The sequence below is a fragment of the Kitasatospora sp. NPDC001261 genome, from assembly GCF_042896795.1.
In the GTDB taxonomy this organism is placed as follows: Bacteria; Actinomycetota; Actinomycetes; order Streptomycetales; family Streptomycetaceae; genus Kitasatospora.
This window is the reverse complement of record NZ_JBIAXP010000023.1, coordinates 12912-31714: the sequence shown is the minus strand read 5'-3', so window position 1 is coordinate 31714 and position 18803 is coordinate 12912. Positions and strand designations below refer to the sequence as shown.

The 18803-nt window shown below is 71.9% G+C and carries 14 protein-coding genes; all 14 read left to right on the top strand.

Annotated features, from left to right (window positions below; genetic code table 11):
* The first annotated feature begins 3 nt into the window (after nucleotides 1-3).
* The 14 genes from nuoE to ACFY4B_RS28320 all read left to right on the top strand — a co-directional run bounded on the left by nuoE (nucleotide 4) and on the right by ACFY4B_RS28320 (nucleotide 18736).
* Entirely contained in the window at nucleotides 4-843 is an 840-nt protein-coding gene (gene nuoE / locus ACFY4B_RS28385) for an NADH-quinone oxidoreductase subunit NuoE (protein ID WP_387972778.1), read from the top strand.
* The gene (gene nuoF, locus ACFY4B_RS28380; RefSeq protein ID WP_049651165.1) at nucleotides 843-2204 is read left to right on the top strand and encodes an NADH-quinone oxidoreductase subunit NuoF; all 1362 of its coding nucleotides are present in this window, start codon (nucleotides 843-845) and stop codon (nucleotides 2202-2204) included. The genes nuoE and nuoF overlap by 1 nt, the downstream gene beginning before the upstream one ends.
* On the top strand, nucleotides 2201-4810 hold the full coding sequence (locus ACFY4B_RS28375; protein WP_387972610.1) for an NADH-quinone oxidoreductase subunit G: 2610 nt from the start codon (nucleotides 2201-2203) through the stop codon (nucleotides 4808-4810). The genes nuoF and ACFY4B_RS28375 overlap by 4 nt, the downstream gene beginning before the upstream one ends.
* The gene (gene nuoH / locus ACFY4B_RS28370; protein WP_117489177.1) at nucleotides 4807-6162 is read left to right on the top strand and encodes an NADH-quinone oxidoreductase subunit NuoH; all 1356 of its coding nucleotides are present in this window, start codon (nucleotides 4807-4809) and stop codon (nucleotides 6160-6162) included. Before ACFY4B_RS28375 ends, nuoH begins: the two co-directional genes overlap by 4 nt.
* A gap of 6 nt (nucleotides 6163-6168) precedes the next feature.
* Nucleotides 6169-6777, top strand: a complete 609-nt coding sequence (nuoI, locus tag ACFY4B_RS28365; RefSeq protein WP_387972607.1) for an NADH-quinone oxidoreductase subunit NuoI — start codon at nucleotides 6169-6171, stop codon at nucleotides 6775-6777.
* Nucleotides 6777-7781, top strand: a complete 1005-nt coding sequence (locus ACFY4B_RS28360) for an NADH-quinone oxidoreductase subunit J (protein WP_387972775.1) — start codon at nucleotides 6777-6779, stop codon at nucleotides 7779-7781. Before nuoI ends, ACFY4B_RS28360 begins: the two co-directional genes overlap by 1 nt.
* The gene (gene nuoK, locus ACFY4B_RS28355) at nucleotides 7778-8077 is read left to right on the top strand and encodes an NADH-quinone oxidoreductase subunit NuoK (RefSeq protein WP_049652557.1); all 300 of its coding nucleotides are present in this window, start codon (nucleotides 7778-7780) and stop codon (nucleotides 8075-8077) included. Before ACFY4B_RS28360 ends, nuoK begins: the two co-directional genes overlap by 4 nt.
* A 14-nt stretch (nucleotides 8078-8091) precedes the next feature.
* Nucleotides 8092-9987 carry an NADH-quinone oxidoreductase subunit L gene (gene nuoL, locus ACFY4B_RS28350; protein WP_049652555.1) on the top strand — a complete coding sequence of 632 codons (1896 nt, stop codon included), beginning with the start codon at nucleotides 8092-8094 and terminating at the stop codon, nucleotides 9985-9987.
* 34 nt (nucleotides 9988-10021) lie between these two features.
* Entirely contained in the window at nucleotides 10022-11641 is a 1620-nt protein-coding gene (locus ACFY4B_RS28345; RefSeq protein ID WP_074005526.1) for an NADH-quinone oxidoreductase subunit M, read from the top strand.
* Complete coding sequence (gene nuoN, locus ACFY4B_RS28340; protein ID WP_049652549.1) at nucleotides 11638-13275, top strand: NADH-quinone oxidoreductase subunit NuoN; 1638 nt, start codon at nucleotides 11638-11640, stop codon at nucleotides 13273-13275. Before ACFY4B_RS28345 ends, nuoN begins: the two co-directional genes overlap by 4 nt.
* Nucleotides 13276-13587: 312 nt before the next feature.
* Nucleotides 13588-14598 (top strand): polyprenyl synthetase family protein, encoded by a 1011-nt coding sequence (locus ACFY4B_RS28335; protein ID WP_049652569.1) that lies wholly within the window; start codon nucleotides 13588-13590, stop codon nucleotides 14596-14598.
* Between the two features lie 148 nt (nucleotides 14599-14746).
* On the top strand, nucleotides 14747-15409 hold the full coding sequence (locus tag ACFY4B_RS28330) for a response regulator transcription factor (protein WP_049652547.1): 663 nt from the start codon (nucleotides 14747-14749) through the stop codon (nucleotides 15407-15409).
* Between the two features lie 277 nt (nucleotides 15410-15686).
* Complete coding sequence (locus ACFY4B_RS28325) at nucleotides 15687-17684, top strand: 2-oxoacid:acceptor oxidoreductase subunit alpha (RefSeq protein WP_049652544.1); 1998 nt, start codon at nucleotides 15687-15689, stop codon at nucleotides 17682-17684.
* Nucleotides 17681-18736: a 2-oxoacid:ferredoxin oxidoreductase subunit beta gene (locus ACFY4B_RS28320; protein ID WP_387830350.1), complete on the top strand. Its 1056-nt coding sequence runs from the start codon at nucleotides 17681-17683 to the stop codon at nucleotides 18734-18736. Before ACFY4B_RS28325 ends, ACFY4B_RS28320 begins: the two co-directional genes overlap by 4 nt.
* The last annotated feature ends 67 nt before the right edge of the window (nucleotides 18737-18803 follow it).

The window sequence follows — 18803 nt, the reverse complement described above, 5'->3', positions numbered from 1 at the left end:
GGACTGCCGGCACTGCCGGCCGCACCGTACCCCGAGGAGGTGCGTGCCCGGCTGGCCGCCGACGCAGCCGAGCTGATCGCCCGCTACCCGCAGGCCCGCTCGGCGCTGCTGCCGCTGCTGCACCTGGTGCAGGCGGAGGAGGGCTTCGTCAGCCCGACCGGGATCCGCTTCTGCGCCGAACAGCTGGACCTCACCACCGCCGAGGTCACCGCGGTCGCGACCTTCTACACCATGTACCGGCGCCGCCCGGCCGGGAAGTACCACGTCGGGGTCTGCACCAACACCCTGTGCGCGGTGCTCGGCGGCGACCAGATCTTCGCCGAGCTCCAGGAGCACCTGGGCGTCCGCAACAACGAGACCACCGAGGACGGCGAGGTCTCGATCGAGCACATCGAGTGCAACGCGGCCTGCGACTACGCGCCCGTGGTGATGGTCAACTGGGAGTTCTTCGACAACCAGACCCCGGACAGCGCGCGGCAGTTGGTCGACGACCTGCGGGCCGGCCGCGAGGTCCGCCCCACCCGCGGTGCCCGGCTGTGCGGCTTCAAGGAGACCTCCCGGATCCTGGCCGGCTTCCCCGACGAGCGCCCGGGGGCCAACGACGAGTCCGGCGCCGGCGGCGCGCCCTCCCTGGCCGGCCTGCGGCTGGCCCGCGGCGAGGCGCTGCCCGGCGCCCCCGGCACCAAGGTGGTCGCCCCGCGCCCCGAATCCCCGCGCTCCGACGCACCCCGCCCCGATGCACCCCGCCCCGAGGCCAACGGCCAGGCAGGCAACGGCCAGGCGGCCAACGGCCAAACGGGCAACACCCAGGCGGGCAACGGCCAGGAAGGGAGCGAAGCGTGATGACCTCCGCCGAGCCGGCCGAGAAGCTGCTCACCCCGGTCCTGTCCGACTCCTGGGACGACAGCCGTCCCTGGACGCTCGACACCTACCGCCGCCACCACGGCTACGAGGGCCTCAAGGCGGCCCTCGCCATGCCGCCGGACGACGTGATCGCCCTGGTCAAGGACTCCGGCCTGCGCGGCCGCGGCGGCGCCGGCTTCCCCACCGGGATGAAGTGGCAGTTCATCCCGCAGAACGACGGCAAGCCGCACTACCTGGTGGTCAACGCGGACGAGTCCGAGCCGGGCACCTGCAAGGACATCCCGCTGCTGTTCGCCAACCCGCACGCGCTGATCGAGGGCATGATCATCGCCTCCTACGCGATCCGCTGCGACCACGCCTTCATCTACCTGCGCGGCGAGGTCGTCCCGGTGCTGCGCCGGCTGCACGCGGCCGTCGCCGAGGCGTACGGGGCGGGGCTGCTGGGCCGGAACATCCTCGGCTCGGGCGTCGACCTGGACATCACCGTGCACGCCGGCGCCGGCGCCTACATCTGCGGCGAGGAGACGGCGCTGCTGGACTCGCTGGAGGGCCGCCGCGGCCAGCCCAGGCTGCGGCCCCCGTTCCCGGCCATCGCCGGCCTGTACGCCTGCCCGACGGTGGTCAACAACGTCGAGTCGATCGCCTCGGTGCCGCCGATCCTGTCCCGCGGCAAGGAGTGGTTCAAGGCCCTGGGCACCGAGAAGTCCCCCGGCTTCACGCTCTACTCGCTCTCCGGCCACGTCACCAACCCCGGCCAGTACGAGGCCCCGCTCGGCGTCACGCTGCGCCAGCTGCTCGACCTCAGCGGCGGCGTCCGCGCCGGGCACCGGCTGAAGTTCTGGACCCCGGGCGGCTCCTCCACCCCGATGTTCACCGACGAGCACCTCGACGTCCCGCTGGACTACGAGGGCGTCGGGGCGGCCGGCTCGATGCTCGGCACCAAGGCGCTCCAGGTCTTCGACGAGACCACCTGCGTGGTGCGGGCCGTCACCCGCTGGACGGAGTTCTACGCCCACGAGTCCTGCGGCAAGTGCACCCCCTGCCGCGAGGGCACCTACTGGCTGGTCCAGCTGCTCAAGCGGATCGAGGCGGGCCAGGGCGTCGACGGGGACCTGGAGAAGCTCCTCGACATCGCCGACAACATCAACGGCAAGTCCTTCTGCGCCCTGGGCGACGGCGCGGCCAGTCCGATCGTCTCCTCGCTCCAGCACTTCCGGGCCGAGTACGAGCAGCACCTGGCCGAGCGCCGCTGCCCGTTCGACCCGGCCGCCTCCACCGTCTGGGCCGACGGCCCCCGCCCCGGCCACCAGTCCGCCACCGAAAGGGAGGTGCACGCGTGACGATCACAGAGCCAACGGCCTCCGAGACAGCGGTCGAACTGGTCACGCTCACCATCGACGGCGTCGAAGTGCGGGTCCCCAAGGGAACGTTGGTGATCAGGGCCGCCGAGACCATCGGCACCCAGATCCCGCGCTTCTGCGACCACCCGCTGCTCGACCCGGCCGGCGCCTGCCGCCAGTGCATCGTCGAGGTCGAGGGCCAGCGCAAGCCGGTCGCCTCCTGCACCATCCCGGTGGCCGAGGGCATGGTGGTGCGCACCCAGCTCAGCTCGCCGGTGGCCGAGAAGGCCCAGCGCGGCGTGATGGAGCTGCTGCTGATCAACCACCCGCTGGACTGCCCGGTCTGCGACAAGGGCGGTGAGTGCCCGCTGCAGAACCAGGCGATGAGCAGCGGCGCCGCCGACTCCCGCTTCGAGGGGATGAAGCGCACCTACGAGAAGCCGGTGCCGATCAGCAGCCAGGTGCTGCTGGACCGCGAGCGCTGCGTGCTGTGCGCGCGCTGCACCCGCTTCTCGCAGCAGATCGCCGGGGACCCGTTCATCGACCTGGTGGAGCGCGGGGCGCTGCAGCAGGTCGGCACCGGCGAGGGCGACGACTTCGAGTCGTACTTCTCCGGGAACACCATCCAGATCTGCCCGGTGGGCGCGCTCACCTCGGCGGCGTACCGGTTCCGCTCGCGCCCCTTCGACCTGGTCTCCTCGCCGAGCGTGTGCGAGCACTGCGCCTCGGGCTGCGCGCAGCGCACCGACCACCGGCGCGGCAAGGTGCTGCGCCGGCTGGCGGGCGAGGACCCGGCGGTGAACGAGGAGTGGAACTGCGACAAGGGCCGCTTCGCCTTCCGCTACGCCCAGCAGCGCGACCGGCTGACCACCCCGCTGGTGCGGGTGGACGGCGAGCTGGTGCCGGCCTCCTGGCCGGAGGCGCTGGCCCGGGCGGCCGAGGGGCTGCGCGGGGTCCGGACGGGGGTGCTGGCCGGCGGCCGGGTGACGGTCGAGGACGCCTACGCGTACGGGAAGTTCGCGCGGGTGGTGCTGGGCACCAACGACGTGGACTTCCGGGCCCGCCCGCACAGCGGCGAGGAGGCGGACTTCCTGGCCGCGGCGGTGGCCGGGCGGGGCGTCGACGTGGACGGCACCGGGGTGTCGTACGAGGACCTCGACCGGGCTCCGGCGGTGCTGCTGGCGGGCTTCGAGCCGGAGGAGGAGTCGCCGATCGTCTTCCTGCGGCTGCGCAAGGCGACCCGGGCGACGGGCCTGAAGGTGTTCTCGGTGGCCGCGTTCGGCTCCCGGGGCCTGGCGAAGCTGCGCGGGGCGCTGCTGCCGGCCGCCCCCGGCACCGAGCCGGAGTGGTTCGCGGCGCTGGCGGCGGACGAGCCGCTGAACGACGACGCGGGCCGGGCGGCCGAACTGCTGCGCACCCCGGGCGCGGTGATCCTGGCGGGCGAGCGGCTGGCCGCCGTCCCGGGCGGGCTGACGGCGGTGCTGCGGCTGGCGCACGCGACGGGCGCGAGGCTCGCCTGGGTGCCGCGCCGGGCCGGTGAGCGCGGGGCCGTCGAGGCGGGCGTGCTGCCGGGCCTGCTGCCCGGCGGGCGTCCGGTGGCCGTTCCGGCGGCCCGGGCGGAGGCGGCGGCGGTGTGGGGCGGCGCCGAGCCGCCGTCCCGGCCGGGCCGGGACACCGACGGGATCCTGGCGGCGGCCGTGGCGGGCGAGTTGGACGCGCTGCTGGTCGGCGGCGTGGACCCGGACGACCTGCCGGATCCGGCGCTGGCGGACGAGGCGCTGGCGACGGTGCCGTTCCTGGTGTCGCTGGAGCTGCGGCCCTCGGCGGTGACGGCGCGGGCCGACGTGGTGCTGCCGGTGGCGGCGGTGGCGGAGAAGGCCGGCACCTTCCTGGACTGGGAGGGCCGGGTGCGGATGTTCGAGTCGGCGCTCAAGCCGGACCAGCAGATGGGCCGTCACCTCCAGCCGGACCTGCGGGTGCTGGGCATGCTGGCCGACGCGCTGGGCCACCGGCTGGGCCTGCCGGACGTCCGGGCGGCCCGGCTGGAGCTGGACCGCTTCGCCCCCTGGGAGGGCGACCGCACGGCCGACCCGGCGGCGCACCCGGGCCTGCTGCCCCGACCGGCCACCGGCCAGGCGGTGCTGGCGGGTTGGCGCCTGCTGCTGGACAACGGCGTGCTGCAGCAGGGGGACCCGCACCTGGCGGGCACCCGGCACCGGGCGGTGGCCCGGATCTCGGCGGAGACGGCCAAGGAGATCGGCGCCGAGGCGGCCGAGGAGCTGCGGCTGACCGGTCCGGCCGGATCGCTGACCCTGCCGCTGGAGGTCACCGACTCGATCCCGGACCGCACGGTCTGGGTCCCGCTCGACTCCACGCCGGGCGGCGCCCACCGCGCGCTCGGCACCACCGTCGGCCACCTGGTCACGATCGCCGCGGCCGAGTCGGAACCCGAGCCCGAACCCGAGCCCGAAGTCGGACCCGGACCCGAAGTCGGACCCGGACCCGAAGTCGGACCCGGACCCGAAGTCGGACCCGCACCCGGGGCCGGCTCCGAACCCGGGGCCGCGGACGAGACCGCCGGCGACGGCACAGGGGAGGACCGATGACGTCGCAGCCGTACGAGACGCTCCACTTCTTCGGGCAGGACCCGTGGTGGCTGGTGCTGCTGAAGGCGGTGTTCTGCTTCGCCTTCCTGGTCCTGACGGTGCTGATCGCGATCGTCTGGGAGCGCAAGGTGGTGGCCTGGATGCAGCTGCGCATCGGGCCCAACCGGCACGGCCCGTGGGGCCTGCTGCAGTCGCTGGCGGACGGCGTGAAGCTGGCGCTGAAGGAAGACCTGGTGGTCAAGGGCTCGGACAAGGTGGTCTACATCCTGGCCCCGATCGTCTGCGCCATCCCCGCGTTCATGGCCTTCGCGGTGATCCCGTTCGGTCCGGCCGGCAACGAGGTGTCGATCTTCGGCACCCGTACGCCGCTCCAGCTGACGGACTTCCCGGTCGCGCTGCTGTACGTCCTGGCGACGGCCTCGGTGGGCATCTACGGCATCGTGCTGGCCGGCTGGTCCTCGGGTTCGACGTACCCGCTGCTGGGCGGGCTGCGCTCGTCCGCGCAGATGATCAGCTACGAGATCGCGATGGGCCTGTCCTTCGCTGCGGTGTTCATCTACTCGGGCTCGATGTCGACCTCGGAGATCGTGGCGCACCAGCAGCCGACCTGGTTCGCGGCGCTGCTGCCGGTGTCGTTCATCGTCTACATCATCGCGATGGTCGGCGAGACCAACCGGGCGCCGTTCGACCTGCCGGAGGCCGAGGGCGAGCTGGTCGGCGGCTTCAACACCGAGTACTCCTCGCTGAAGTTCGCGATGTTCATGCTGGCCGAGTACGTGAACATGGTGACGGTCTCGGCGGTGGCCTCGACCCTCTTCCTGGGCGGCTGGCGGGCCCCGTGGCCGGTGACGACCTTCTGGGAGGGCGCCAACCACGGCTGGTGGCCGATGCTGTGGATCACGCTGAAGATCCAGCTGCTGCTGTTCTTCTTCATCTGGCTGCGCGGCACGCTGCCCCGGCTCCGCTACGACCAGTTCATGAAGCTGGGCTGGAAGGTGCTGATCCCGGTCTCGCTGGTGTGGCTGGTGCTGATCGCGAGCGTGCGGGCGCTGCGCAACGAGGGTTACGGCTTCGGCCAGGTGGTGCTGTACGTGGGCGCCCCGGTCGGGGCGGTGCTGCTGCTGGCGCTGCTGCGGGACTTCCTGAGGAAGCAGCCGGAGCCCGGGGAGGCCCCGCCAGGCGCGGGCCCGGCCCGGCCGAAGGACGGGGGGGAGTTCGACCCGATGGCGGGCGGCTACCCCGTCCCGCCGCTGCCCGGCCAGGTGCTCCCGCCGGTGCCGCGCCGCCGCAGCCGTGCCCCGAAGCAACTCCAGGACGCCCTCAACGGGGCCGACCATTCCGAAGGGAGCTGAACCGAGATGTCCGACCAGTCCGATCGAACGGGCCACGCCGAACGGGGCGACCGTCCGTCGATCCTCGGCCCGGCCGCCGGCTTCGGCGTGACCTTCAAGGCCATGTTCAAGAAGCGGCTCACCGAGCAGTACCCGGAGCAGAAGAAGCCCACCGCTCCGCGCTTCCACGGCCGCCACCAGCTGAACCGGCACCCGGACGGCCTGGAGAAGTGCGTCGGCTGCGAGCTGTGCGCGTGGGCCTGCCCGGCCGACGCGATCTACGTGGAGGGCGCGGACAACCGGGACGAGGAGCGCTACTCCCCGGGTGAGCGCTACGGCGCGGTGTACCAGATCAACTACGCCCGCTGCATCCTGTGCGGGCTGTGCATCGAGGCCTGCCCGACCAGGGCGCTGACCATGACCAACGAGTACGAGCTGGCCGACTCCTCCCGGCGGGACCTCATCTTCACCAAGGAGCAGCTGCTGGTGGGCCTGTCCGAGGGCATGGTCGACACCCCGCACGCGATCTTCCCGGGCACCGACGAGGGCGCGTACTACCGGGGCGAGGTCACCTCGGCGGCGCCGGGGACGGTCCAGCAGGAGCGCACCGAGCGGGACAAGGAGGTGCAGCAGTGATCGCGCGGCTGGCGGAGGCGACCGGGACGACCTCGACGGGCGAGGCCGTCCAGTTCTGGGTGCTCGCGGTGATCGCGGTCGGCGGCGCGCTCGGCATGGTGCTGATGCGCAAGGCCGTGCACAGCGCGCTCTGCCTGGCGGCCACCATGATGGCGCTGGCGGTCTGTTACATGGCCCAGGGCGCGGTGTTCCTGGGCGTGGTGCAGATCGTGGTCTACACCGGCGCGATCATGATGCTGTTCCTGTTCGTGGTGATGCTGGTCGGCGTCACCGGTGAGGACTCGCTGAAGGAGCAGCTGAAGGGCCAGCGGTTCGCCGCGGCGCTGTGCGGGCTGGGCTTCGGCGTGCTGCTGATCGCCGGGATCGCCAACGCGAAGCTGGACCACTTCACCGGGCTGTCCGAGGCGAACGCCGAGGGCAACGTGCCGGGCCTGGCCCGGCTGATCTTCACCCGCTACGTGTGGGCCTTCGAGGTCACCGGCGCGCTGCTGATCACCGCGGCGATCGGCGCGATGGTGCTGACCCACCGGGAGCACGTGAAGGCGCCGAAGACGCAGCGCGAGCTGGCCGCGCAGCGGGTCGTGGACAACATCCAGCTGCCGCCGCTGCCGGCGCCGGGCGTGTACGCCCGGCACAACGCGGTGGACGTGCCGGGGCTGCTGCCGGACGGCACGATCGCCGAGGACTCGGTGATGGCGACGCTGCGCGAGCGCGGCCAGGTCCGGGACGTCAGCCAGGCGATGCTGCGGCGGATGGCGGAGCTGGAGAACAGCACGGCGGACTGGCTGGGCCGTCCGTCCTCGGAGCGGCCGGCCGTGAAGGCCCCGCGCAAGTCGCTGGAGCCGGTGCCGGCCAACGGCGCCCCGCTGCCGGCCAACGGCGCCCCGCTGCCGGCGAACGGCGGGGCGGTGACGGCGAAGGGGTCGGCGAACGGGCCGGCGAACGGCGGGCCGGTGCCGGCGAACAACGTGAAGCACCCGGCCGACGAGGAGGGCGCGGAGTGAACCCGGTCAACTACCTCTACCTGTCGGCCCTGTTGTTCACCATCGGAGCGGCCGGGGTGCTGGTCCGACGCAACGCGATCGTGCTGTTCATGTGCGTGGAGCTGATGCTGAACGCCTCGAACCTCGCCCTGGTGACCTTCTCCCGGCTGCACGGGACCTTGGACGGCCAGATCATCGCGTTCTTCACGATGGTGGTCGCGGCGGCCGAGGTCGTGGTCGGCCTCGCCATCATCGTCTCCATCTTCCGGACCAGGCACTCCGCTTCGGTCGACGACAGCAACCTGATGAAGCTGTAGGCGGAGGGCCCTCGGTGAAATCTCTCATTCCGCTGCTGGTGGCGGCTCCACTGGCGGGCGCCGCCCTGCTGCTGCTCGGCGGCCGGGCGCTGGACCGCTTCGGCCACTGGCTGGCCACCGCGCTCGCGGCGCTCTCGTTCGGCTTCGGCCTGGCCCTGTTCTCGGACATGCTCGGCCGTGACGCCGAGCACCGGGCGGTCACCCGGCACCTGTTCAGCTGGATCCCGGTGAACGGCTTCCAGGCCGATATCTCCTTCCGGCTCGACCAGCTGTCGATGACCTTCGTCCTGCTGATCACCGGTGTCGGCACGCTGATCCACCTCTACTCGGTCGGCTACATGGCGCACGACGAGCGCCGGCGCCGCTTCTTCGCGTACCTGAACCTGTTCCTGGCCGCCATGCTGCTGCTGGTGGTCGCGGACAACTACCTGCTGCTGTACTTCGGCTGGGAGGGCGTGGGCCTGGCCTCGTACCTCCTGATCGGCTTCTGGCAGCACAAGCCGAGTGCGGCGACGGCGGCGAAGAAGGCCTTCATCGTCAACCGGGTCGGCGACATGGGCCTGTCCATCGCGATCATGCTGATGTTCGCCGAGTTCGGCTCCTTCGCCTTCGACCCGGTCTTCGGCGGTGCCCACCAGGCGAGCGAGGGCAAGCTGACGGCGATCGGCCTGATGCTGCTGCTGGCGGCCTGCGGCAAGTCGGCGCAGGTGCCGCTGCAGTCCTGGCTCGGGGACGCGATGGAGGGCCCGACCCCGGTGTCGGCGCTGATCCACGCGGCCACCATGGTGACCGCGGGCGTCTACCTGATCACCCGCTCCTCGGCGGTCTTCGACCTGGCGCCGGACGCGCAGACCGCCGTGGTGGTGGTCGGCGCGGTCACGCTGCTGTTCGGTGCGATCGTCGGTTGCGCCAAGGACGACATCAAGAAGGCGCTGGCCGGCTCGACGATGTCGCAGATCGGCTACATGGTGCTGGCGGCCGGGCTCGGCCCGATCGGCTACGCCTTCGCGATCATGCACCTGGTGACCCACGGCTTCTTCAAGGCCGGGCTGTTCCTCGGCGCCGGGTCGGTCATGCACGGCATGAACGACGAGGTGAACATGCGTCACTACGGCGGCCTGCGGAAGTACATGCCGGTCACCTTCGTCACCTTCGGCCTCGGCTACCTGGCGATCATCGGCTTCCCGGGCCTGTCCGGCTTCTTCTCCAAGGACAAGATCATCGAGGCGGCCTTCGCCAAGGGCGGCACCGAGGGCTGGATCCTCGGGGGGTGCGCGCTGGTCGGCGCGGCGGTCACCGCGTTCTACATGACCAGGGTCATGGTGCTGACCTTCTTCGGCGAGAAGCGCTGGCAGCCGGACGCGGAGGGCAACGCCCCGCACCCGCACGAGTCGCCGCGGACGATGACCGTCCCGATGGTCCTGCTGGCCTTCGGCTCGGTCTTCGCGGGCGGGCTGTTCGCCTTCAACGACTCCTTCCTGAAGTGGCTGGAGCCGGTCACCGGGCACGAGGAGGGCAACTCCCCGCTCGCCCCGCTGACCGTCACCCTGCTGACCACGGCCTGCATGCTGGCCGGCGTCGGCCTGGCGTACCTGGTGTACGGGCGCTCGCCGGTCCCGGTGGTGCCGCCGGTCGGCTCCCCGCTCACCCGGGCCGCCCGCCGCGACCTGCTGCAGGACGACTTCAACCACGCGGTGCTGGTGCGGCCGGGCTCGGCGCTCGCCGCGGCGCTGGTCTTCTTCGACAGCCGCGGCCTGGACGGCGTGGTCAACGGCCTGGCCGCCGGGATCGGCGGGCTCTCCGGCCGGCTGCGGCGGGTCCAGAACGGCTACGTCCGCTCGTACGCGCTCTCCATGTTCGGCGGCACGCTGGTGCTGGTCGCCATGACTCTCCTGATGAGGTCCACGTGATGACTCGTCCTGATATCCGTTGGGGGGCCAGGCCATGAGCTTTCTGTTGACCGCCACCTGCGCCGTCCCGGCGGCCGGTGCGGTGCTGACGGCCGCGCTGCCCGCCGGGTCCTCCGAGAGCCGGCGCAGGACCACCAAGGCCGTCGCGCTGGGCGCCTCGGCCGTCACCCTGGTGCTGGCCGCCGTGGTGGCGGCCCGGTTCGACCCGCACGGCGCCCGCTTCCAGTTGAACGAGTCGTACAGCTGGATCCGCTCCTTCGGCATCACCTTCTCGCTCGGCGTGGACGGCATCGGCGCGGTGCTCGCCCTGCTCACCGCCGTGCTCGTGCCGCTGGTGATCCTCGCCTCCTGGCACGACGCCGACCCGGCGCCGGCCGGGCCGGACGGCACCTTCGAGAACAAGCGCCGCACCCAGGCCTTCTTCGCCCTGATCCTGGCGGTGGAGGCGATGGTGGTCGTCTCCTTCTACGCCACCGACGTCTTCGTGTTCTACGTGTTCTTCGAAGCCATGCTGATCCCGATGTACTTCCTGATCGGCGGCTTCGGCGACCGGGCGGGCGGCCCCGAGTCGGCGCGTCAGCGCTCCTACGCGGCCGTGAAGTTCCTGCTCTACAACCTGCTCGGCGGCCTGGTGATGCTGGCCGCCGTGATCGGCCTGTACGTGACGGCGCAGGACCAGGGCTTCGGCACCTTCGACCTGCCGACGCTGACCTCGGCGATCGCCGACGGCCGGCTCCAGCTGACCGGCACCGCCGAGAAGGCGCTGTTCCTGGGCTTCTTCTTCGCCTTCGCGGTGAAGGCCCCGCTCTGGCCGCTGCACACCTGGCTGCCGAACGCGATGGGCGAGTCCACCGCCGGCACCGCGGTGCTGATCACCGCGGTGGTGGACAAGGTCGGCACCTTCGCGATGCTGCGCTTCTGCCTCGGGCTGTTCCCGAACGCCTCGAAGACCTTCGCCCCGGCGATCCTGGTCCTCGCGCTGATCGGGATCGTCTACGGCGCGCTGCTGGCGATCGGCCAGAAGGACATCAAGCGGCTGGTGGCGTACGCCTCGATCTCGCACTTCGGCTTCATCATCATGGGCGTCTTCGCCCTGACCAGCCAGGGCCAGAGCGGCGCGACCCTCTACATGGTGAACCACGGCCTGTCCACGGCGGCGTGGATGCTGGTGGCCGGCTTCCTGATCTCCCGTCGCGGCTCGCGGCTGATCGCCGACTACGGCGGCGTGCAGAAGGTCGCCCCGGTGCTGGCCGGGACGTTCCTGATCGGCAGCCTGGCCACCCTGTCGCTGCCCGGGCTGGCCCCGTTCGTCAGCGAGTTCCTGGTCCTGGTGGGCACCTTCACCCGCTACCCGGCGATCGGGATCGTGGCCACCTTCGGCATCGTGCTGGCCGCGCTGTACGCCCTGCTGCTGTACCAGCGCACCATGACCGGCCCGGTGAAGGACGGGGTGCGCACGATGCCCGACCTCAAGGCCCGCGAACTCGCCGTGGTCGGCCCGCTGGTGGCGCTGACCATCCTGCTCGGCGTCTACCCGAAGCCGCTCACCGACCTGGTCAACCCCTCGGTGAACGCGACGCTCTCGCAGGTCCACCAGACCGACCCGGCGCCGGCCCACCCGGTCGCCGCCACCTCAGGAGGTGAGCAGAAGTGAGTGCCACCGCAGTGCTCGCCGCCGCCGGCGGCAACACCCCCAGCATCCCGGCGCCGCACATCGAGTACGGCCAGCTCTCCCCGATGCTCGTGGTGTTCGCGGCCGCCGTGGCCGGCGTCCTGGTGGAGGCCTTCGTGCCCCGCCGGTACCGGCACTGGACCCAGGTGACGCTCGCCCTGGCCGGGCTGGTCGGCGCCTTCGTCGCCGTGGTGGTGCTGGCCGTGCAGAGCCACGGCTTCACCCGGATCGACCTGCTGGCCATGGAGTCCGTCGCGATGGACGGCCCGGCGCTGTTCCTCCAGGGCGTGATCCTGCTGGCCTCCGTGGTCGCGGTGCTCACCTACGCCGAGCGGAGGCTGGAGCCCAAGGCCGGCGGTCTGCCCGCCGACGCCTTCGCCGCCCAGGCCGCCGCGACCCCCGGCGGCGAGCAGGAGCGGGCCGCGGTCCGGGCCGGCTTCGCCACCAGCGAGGTCTTCCCGCTCACCATGTTCGCGGTCGGCGGCATGCTGCTGTTCCCCGCCGCCAACGACCTGCTGACCATGTTCGTGGCGCTGGAGGTCTTCTCGCTGCCGCTGTACCTGCTGTGCGCGCTGGCCCGGCGCCGCCGGCTGCTCTCCCAGGAGGCGGCGGTCAAGTACTTCCTGCTCGGCGCCTTCGCCTCGGCGTTCTTCCTGTTCGGCACCGCGCTGCTGTACGGCTACGCGGGCAGCGTGAAGCTCGGCGACATCGGGGACGTCATCTCCGGCAAGGCGATGACCACCCCCGCGCAGCTGAGCACCACCCAGAGCGACGCGCTGGTGCTGACCGGCCTGGCGATGCTGGCGGTCGGCCTGCTGTTCAAGGTCGCCGCGGTGCCCTTCCACTCCTGGACCCCGGACGTCTACCAGGGCGCGCCGACCCCGGTGACCGGCTTCATGGCGGCGGCCACCAAGGTCGCGGCCTTCGGGGCCTTCCTGCGGCTGTTCTACGTGGCCTTCCCGGGCCTGCGGCTGGACTGGCGGCCGGTGATGTGGGGCGTCGCGATCCTCACCATGGTGGTGGGCGCGGTGCTCGCGGTGACCCAGCAGGACGTCAAGCGCCTGCTGGCGTACTCCTCGATCGCGCACGCGGGGTTCATCCTGACCGGCGTGATCGCCGTCAACAAGCAGGGCATCTCCTCGGTGCTGTTCTACCTGCTGGCGTACTCCTTCGTGACGCTCGGCGCGTTCGCGGTGGTGACGCTGGTACGCGACTCCAAGGGCGAGGCGACCCACCTGTCCAGCTGGGCCGGCCTCGGGCGGCGCTCGCCGCTGGTGGCGGCGGTGTTCGCGCTGTTCCTGCTGGCCTTCGCCGGGATTCCGCTGACCTCAGGGTTCACCGGGAAGTTCGCGGTGTTCCAGGCCGCGGCCAGCGGTGGGGCGACCCCGCTGGTGGTGGTCGGTGTGCTGAGCTCGGCGGTGGCCGCGTTCTTCTACATCCGGGTCATCGTGCTGATGTTCTTCTCGGACCCCCAGCCGGGGGGCCCCACGGTGGCGGTGCCGAGCGCCTTCACGGCGACCGCGATCGGGGTGGGGGTGCTGGTCACGCTGGGTCTCGGACTGCTGCCGCAGTACTTCCTCGACCTCGCCTCCAAGGCCTCGCTGTTCGTGCGCTGACCTTTACGTCCACCGCCTCCGACCAGGGCCCCGTCCGGGCCGCGCTCAGCCCGCGCGGCCCGGACGGGTCTGTGTCGGGTACCGGGGCCGGGGGAGTTCCGGGGGCTCTCCCACCTTTATTACCAGCCGAATTCGCCCCCCACCGCCGTCCGGCCCGCGCAGCCGCCCTGACCAGGGCATCAAGCCCGATCATGACAGGATCCGCACGCCCGTGCAGTGATCCACTCGCGACCGGATACCCTGCCTGTATGGCCAGCGGCGGCACTCAGGGACCAGGCCGCTAGATCGACCAGGGACAGAGGAGTGGTCTTCGTGACCGTCGTGGAACCCTTCGGGCTCAGCGTGCAGGACCGCGACCTGACCCGGGACGTCCAGGCCGGACTGGACGCTGTGGAGGCGGCGCTCGGTGAGGCCGTCAAGAGCGACGTCCCCTTCATCACCGTCACCGCCAGTCACCTCCTCGAGGCCGGCGGCAAGCGTTTCCGCCCGCTGCTCCTGCTGCTGGCCGCCCAGTTCGGCGACCCGGGGGCGCCCGGCGTGGTGCCCGCCGCCGTGGTGGTCGAACTGACCCACCTGGCCACGCTCTACCACGACGACGTCATGGACGAGGCGCCGGTGCGCCGGGGCGCCCCGAGCGCCAACTCCCGCTGGGACAACTCGGTCGCCATCCTCACCGGCGACTTCCTGTTCTCCCGCGCCTCCCAGGTGCTCTCCGACCTCGGCCCGGAGGCCGTGCGGATGCAGGCCGAGGCCTTCGAGCGGCTGGTCACCGGCCAGATCCTGGAGACCCGCGGCCCGGGCCAGGACATGGACCCGCTGCTGCACTACCTGGACGTCCTGGAGGGCAAGACCGGCTCGCTGATCGCCGTCTCCTGCCGGATAGGAGCGCTGATGGCCGGTGCCGAGCGCGAGCTGGTGGACACCCTCGGCGAGTTCGGCGAGCGGATCGGCATCGCCTTCCAGCTGGCCGACGACGTGCTCGACATCGCCAGCGACGGCCACGAGTCCGGCAAGACCCCCGGCACCGACCTGCGCGAGGGCGTGCCGACCCTGCCGACCCTGCTGCTGCAGCAGATGCCCGCCGACCCGGCCGACCCGGACGACGCCCGGCTGCGCGAACTGCTCGACCAGGACCTCTCCGACGACGACCTGCACGCGGAGGCGCTGCGCCTGCTGCGGGCCCACCCCGCGCTGGAGCGCGCCCGCGCCGAGACCCTGCGCCGGGCCGAGGAGGCCCGGGCGTTGCTCGCGCCGCTGCCGGACTGCGCCGCGAAGGCCGCCCTGGAGGGCCTCTGCGACGCGGTGGCGATCCGCACGATGTGAGGCCCCGCTCCGGGTAGGACCCCGCTCCGGGCGGGACCGCCGGGAGCCGTCCGGGCCGGGCCGAGAGGTGGCCCGTCCCGGACCCTCCGCCCGCCCCGGGATGGGGGAGACTGACTTCCGTCAGCACACGCCTGCCCGGAAGGTCGTTATGCGTCGCGTCGTCATCGCCGAGGACTCCGTACTGCTCAGGGAGGGACTGACCCGGCTGCTCACCGATCGCGGCCTGGAGGTCGTCGCCGGGGTCGGTGACGGAGACGCCCTGGTGAAGACCATCCACGACCTGGCGGCCGCCGACGCCCTGCCGGACGTCGTGGTCTCCGACGTGCGGATGCCCCCGAACCACACCGACGAGGGCCTGCGCGCCTGTGTGGAACTGCGCGCCCGGTACCCGCAGCTGGGTGTGCTGGTGCTGTCGCAGTTCGTGGAGGAGCGCTACGCCTCGGAGCTGCTGGCCGGCTCGACCCGGGGCGTGGGGTACCTGCTGAAGGACCGGGTCGCCGAGGTGCGCGAGTTCGCCGACGCGGTGGTCCGGGTCGCCGAGGGCGGCACCGCGCTGGACCCGGAGGTGGTGCAGCAGCTCCTCAGCCGCAGCCGCAAGGGCGACGTTCTGGCCAATCTCACGCCGCGCGAGCGCGAGGTGCTCGGGCTGATGGCGGAGGGCCGCACCAACGCCGCGGTGGCCAAGCAGCTGGTGGTCTCCGACGGCGCGGTGGAGAAGCACGTCAGCAACATCTTCCTCAAGCTGGGACTGGCTCAGAGCGCCGAGGACCACCGCCGGGTGCTGGCCGTGCTCACCTACCTCAACTCCTGACGCCCTCCGGTTCCGTCGCCCCGGCGCCCGGGGCGCGCCCCCGGGAGCGCATCTCGGCCATGCGCCCGTGAGGTGCTCGCGCCCGCCCGTCCGAGCCGGAATGATCTCCGGCGGGCGGGCGTTGACGTTCATGTGCGGTGCAGCCGCGGGCCGGTGAAATAACTGCCGTGCTTCCGGTCGCCGTCGGGTCGGCCCGCATAGGATGCGAGAGGTGCACCAGGCGGACGGGGCACGGGGCCGCGCCCGCGGTGGTGCGCCCACGAGGAGGTCCGCGGCAGTGACCAGTCAGGTCGATCAGTCAGAGGCAGTGGACGGCCCGGACGGCGACGAGGCCCGCGCCGGGAGCGGAGACGCGCACGCGGGTGCGGACGCGTCCGCCGGACCGCCCGGCCCGGGCGGCCCTCCGGTGAAGCCGGGCAAGCCCATCCGCAGACTCGATCGGGTGATCATTCGCTTCGCCGGCGACTCCGGTGACGGCATGCAGCTGACCGGTGACCGTTTCACCTCGGAGACGGCGTCCTTCGGCAACGACCTGTCCACGCTGCCGAACTTCCCGGCCGAGATCCGGGCGCCCGCCGGCACCCTGCCGGGCGTCTCGTCCTTCCAACTGCACTTCGCGGACCACGACATCCTGACCCCGGGCGACGCCCCGAACGTGCTGGTCGCGATGAACCCGGCCGCGCTGAAGGCGAACGTGCCGGACCTGCCGCGCGGTGCCGAGATCATCGTCAACACCGACGAGTTCACCAAGCGGGCGCTGGCCAAGGTCGGTTACCCGGCGGACCCGCTGGGCGACGGCTCGCTGGACGGCTTCCACCTGCACAAGGTGCCGCTGACCACGCTGACCCTGGAGGCGCTCAAGGACAGCGGCCTGGCCCGCAAGGACGCCGAGCGGGCGAAGAACATGTTCGCCCTGGGCCTGCTGTCCTGGATGTACCACCGGCCCACGCACGGGACGGAGTCGTTCCTGCGCACCAAGTTCGCCAAGAAGCCGCAGATCGCCGAGGCGAACATCACCGCCTTCCGGGCGGGCTGGAACTTCGGCGAGACCACCGAGTCCTTCGCCGTCTCCTACGAGGTGCCGCCGGCCAGGCTCCCGGCCGGGCGCTACCGCAACATCTCCGGCAACCTGGCGCTGTCCTACGGGCTGATCGCCGCCTCGCGGCGCTCCGGCCTCCCGCTGTACCTGGGCTCGTACCCGATCACCCCGGCCTCGGACATCCTGCACGAGCTGAGCCGGCACAAGGACTTCGGGGTGCGCACCTTCCAGGCGGAGGACGAGATCGCCGGTGTCGGCGCGGCGCTCGGCGCCGCCTTCGGCGGGGCGCTCGGGGTGACCACCACCTCCGGGCCTGGTGTCGCGCTGAAGTCCGAGACGATCGGCCTGGCCGTCTCGCTCGAACTGCCGCTGCTGGTCGTGGACATCCAGCGCGGCGGCCCGTCCACCGGCCTGCCGACCAAGACCGAGCAGGCGGACCTGCTGCAGGCGATGTTCGGGCGCAACGGCGAGGCGCCGGTGCCGATCGTCGCCCCGGCCACGCCCGCGGAGTGCTTCGACGCGGCGCTGGAGGCGGCCCGGATCGCGGTCACCTACCGCACCCCGGTGTTCCTGCTCTCGGACGGCTACCTGGCCAACGGATCGGAGCCCTGGCGGATCCCCGAGGTCGACGAACTGCCGGAGATCGACCCGGAGTTCGCCACCGGCCCGAACCGCGAGGACGGCGCCTTCTGGCCGTACCTGCGCGATCCGCGGACCCTGGCCAGGCCCTGGGCGCTGCCCGGTACGCCCGGCCTGGAGCACCGGATCGGCGGCATCGAGAAGCAGGACGGCACCGGCAACATCTCCTACGACCCGGCCAACCACGACTTCATGGTCCGCACCCGGCAGGCCAAGGTCGACGGCATCACGGTGAAGCCGGTCGAGGTGGACGACCCGAGCGGCGACGCCCGGGTGCTGGTGCTCGGCTGGGGCTCGACGTACGGGCCGATCACCGCCGCGGTGCGCCGGGTGCGCGCGGACGGCGGCGAGGTCGCCCAGGCGCACCTGCGCAACCTCAACCCGTTCCCGGCCAACCTGGGCTCGGTGCTGCGGAGTTACGAGAAGATCATCGTTCCCGAGATGAACCTGGGGCAGCTGGCCCTGCTGCTGCGGGCGAAGTACCTGGTGGACGCCGAGTCCTACAACCAGGTGCGCGGACTGCCCTTCAAGGCGGCCCAGTTGGCGGACGTGCTGTGGGCCGCGATCGGCACCCTGGACGAGGAGGACAACCGATGAGCGAGAGCGGCTTCCCGTCCCTGCGACTGGTGCCCAAGGCCGAAGGCCCGCAGAGCGCCCGGGACTTCAAGACCGACCAGGAGGTGCGCTGGTGCCCGGGCTGCGGGGACTACGCGATCCTGGCGGCGGTGCAGTCCTTCATGCCGGAGCTGGGCATCAGGCGCGAGAACACGGTGTTCGTCTCCGGCATCGGCTGCTCCTCGCGTTTCCCGTACTACATGAACACCTACGGGGTGCACTCGATCCACGGCCGGGCGCCGGCGATCGCGACCGGGCTGGCCACCTCGCGCCAGGACCTGAGCGTCTGGGTGGTGACGGGTGACGGCGACGCGCTGTCGATCGGCGGCAACCACCTGATCCACGCCCTGCGGCGGAACGTCAATTTGAAGATCCTGTTGTTCAACAACCGTATCTACGGCCTCACCAAGGGCCAGTACTCGCCCACCAGCGAGCTCGGCAAGATCACCAAGTCCACCCCGATGGGCTCGCTGGACGCGCCGTTCAACCCGCTGTCGCTGGCGATCGGCGCCGAGGCCACCTTCGTCGCGCGCACCATCGACTCGGACCGCCAGCACCTCCAGTCGGTGCTGCGGGCGGCCGCCGAGCACCAGGGCACGGCGCTGGTGGAGATCTACCAGAACTGCAACATCTTCAACGACGGCGCCTTCGAGGTGCTGAAGGACCCGGGCAGCCGGGACGAGGCGCTGATCCGGCTGGAGCACGGGAAGGCCGCCCGCTTCGGCGCGGACCTGGCGAACGGCGTCTTCCGGGGCCCGGACGGCGAGCTGTTCACCGCCCCGGTCACGGCGGACAACGAGGCGGACGTCCTGGTCCACGACGCGCACGCGGCCAGCCCCGCCACCGCCTTCGCGCTCTCCCGGATCGCCGACGCGGACACCCTGCACCACACGCCGATCGGCGTGCTGCGCAGCGTCGAACGGCCGGTCTACGACGAGCTGATGGCGAGCCAGCTGGCCACCGCCACCGACGGGCGCGGCCCGGGCGACCTGGCCACGCTGCTCGCCGGCCACGACACCTGGACGGTGGACTGACCGTCCGACCGTCCGTCGGAGCGAGCGACGCCCCCTGTCCCGACCGGGACAGGGGGCGTCGTCGTCG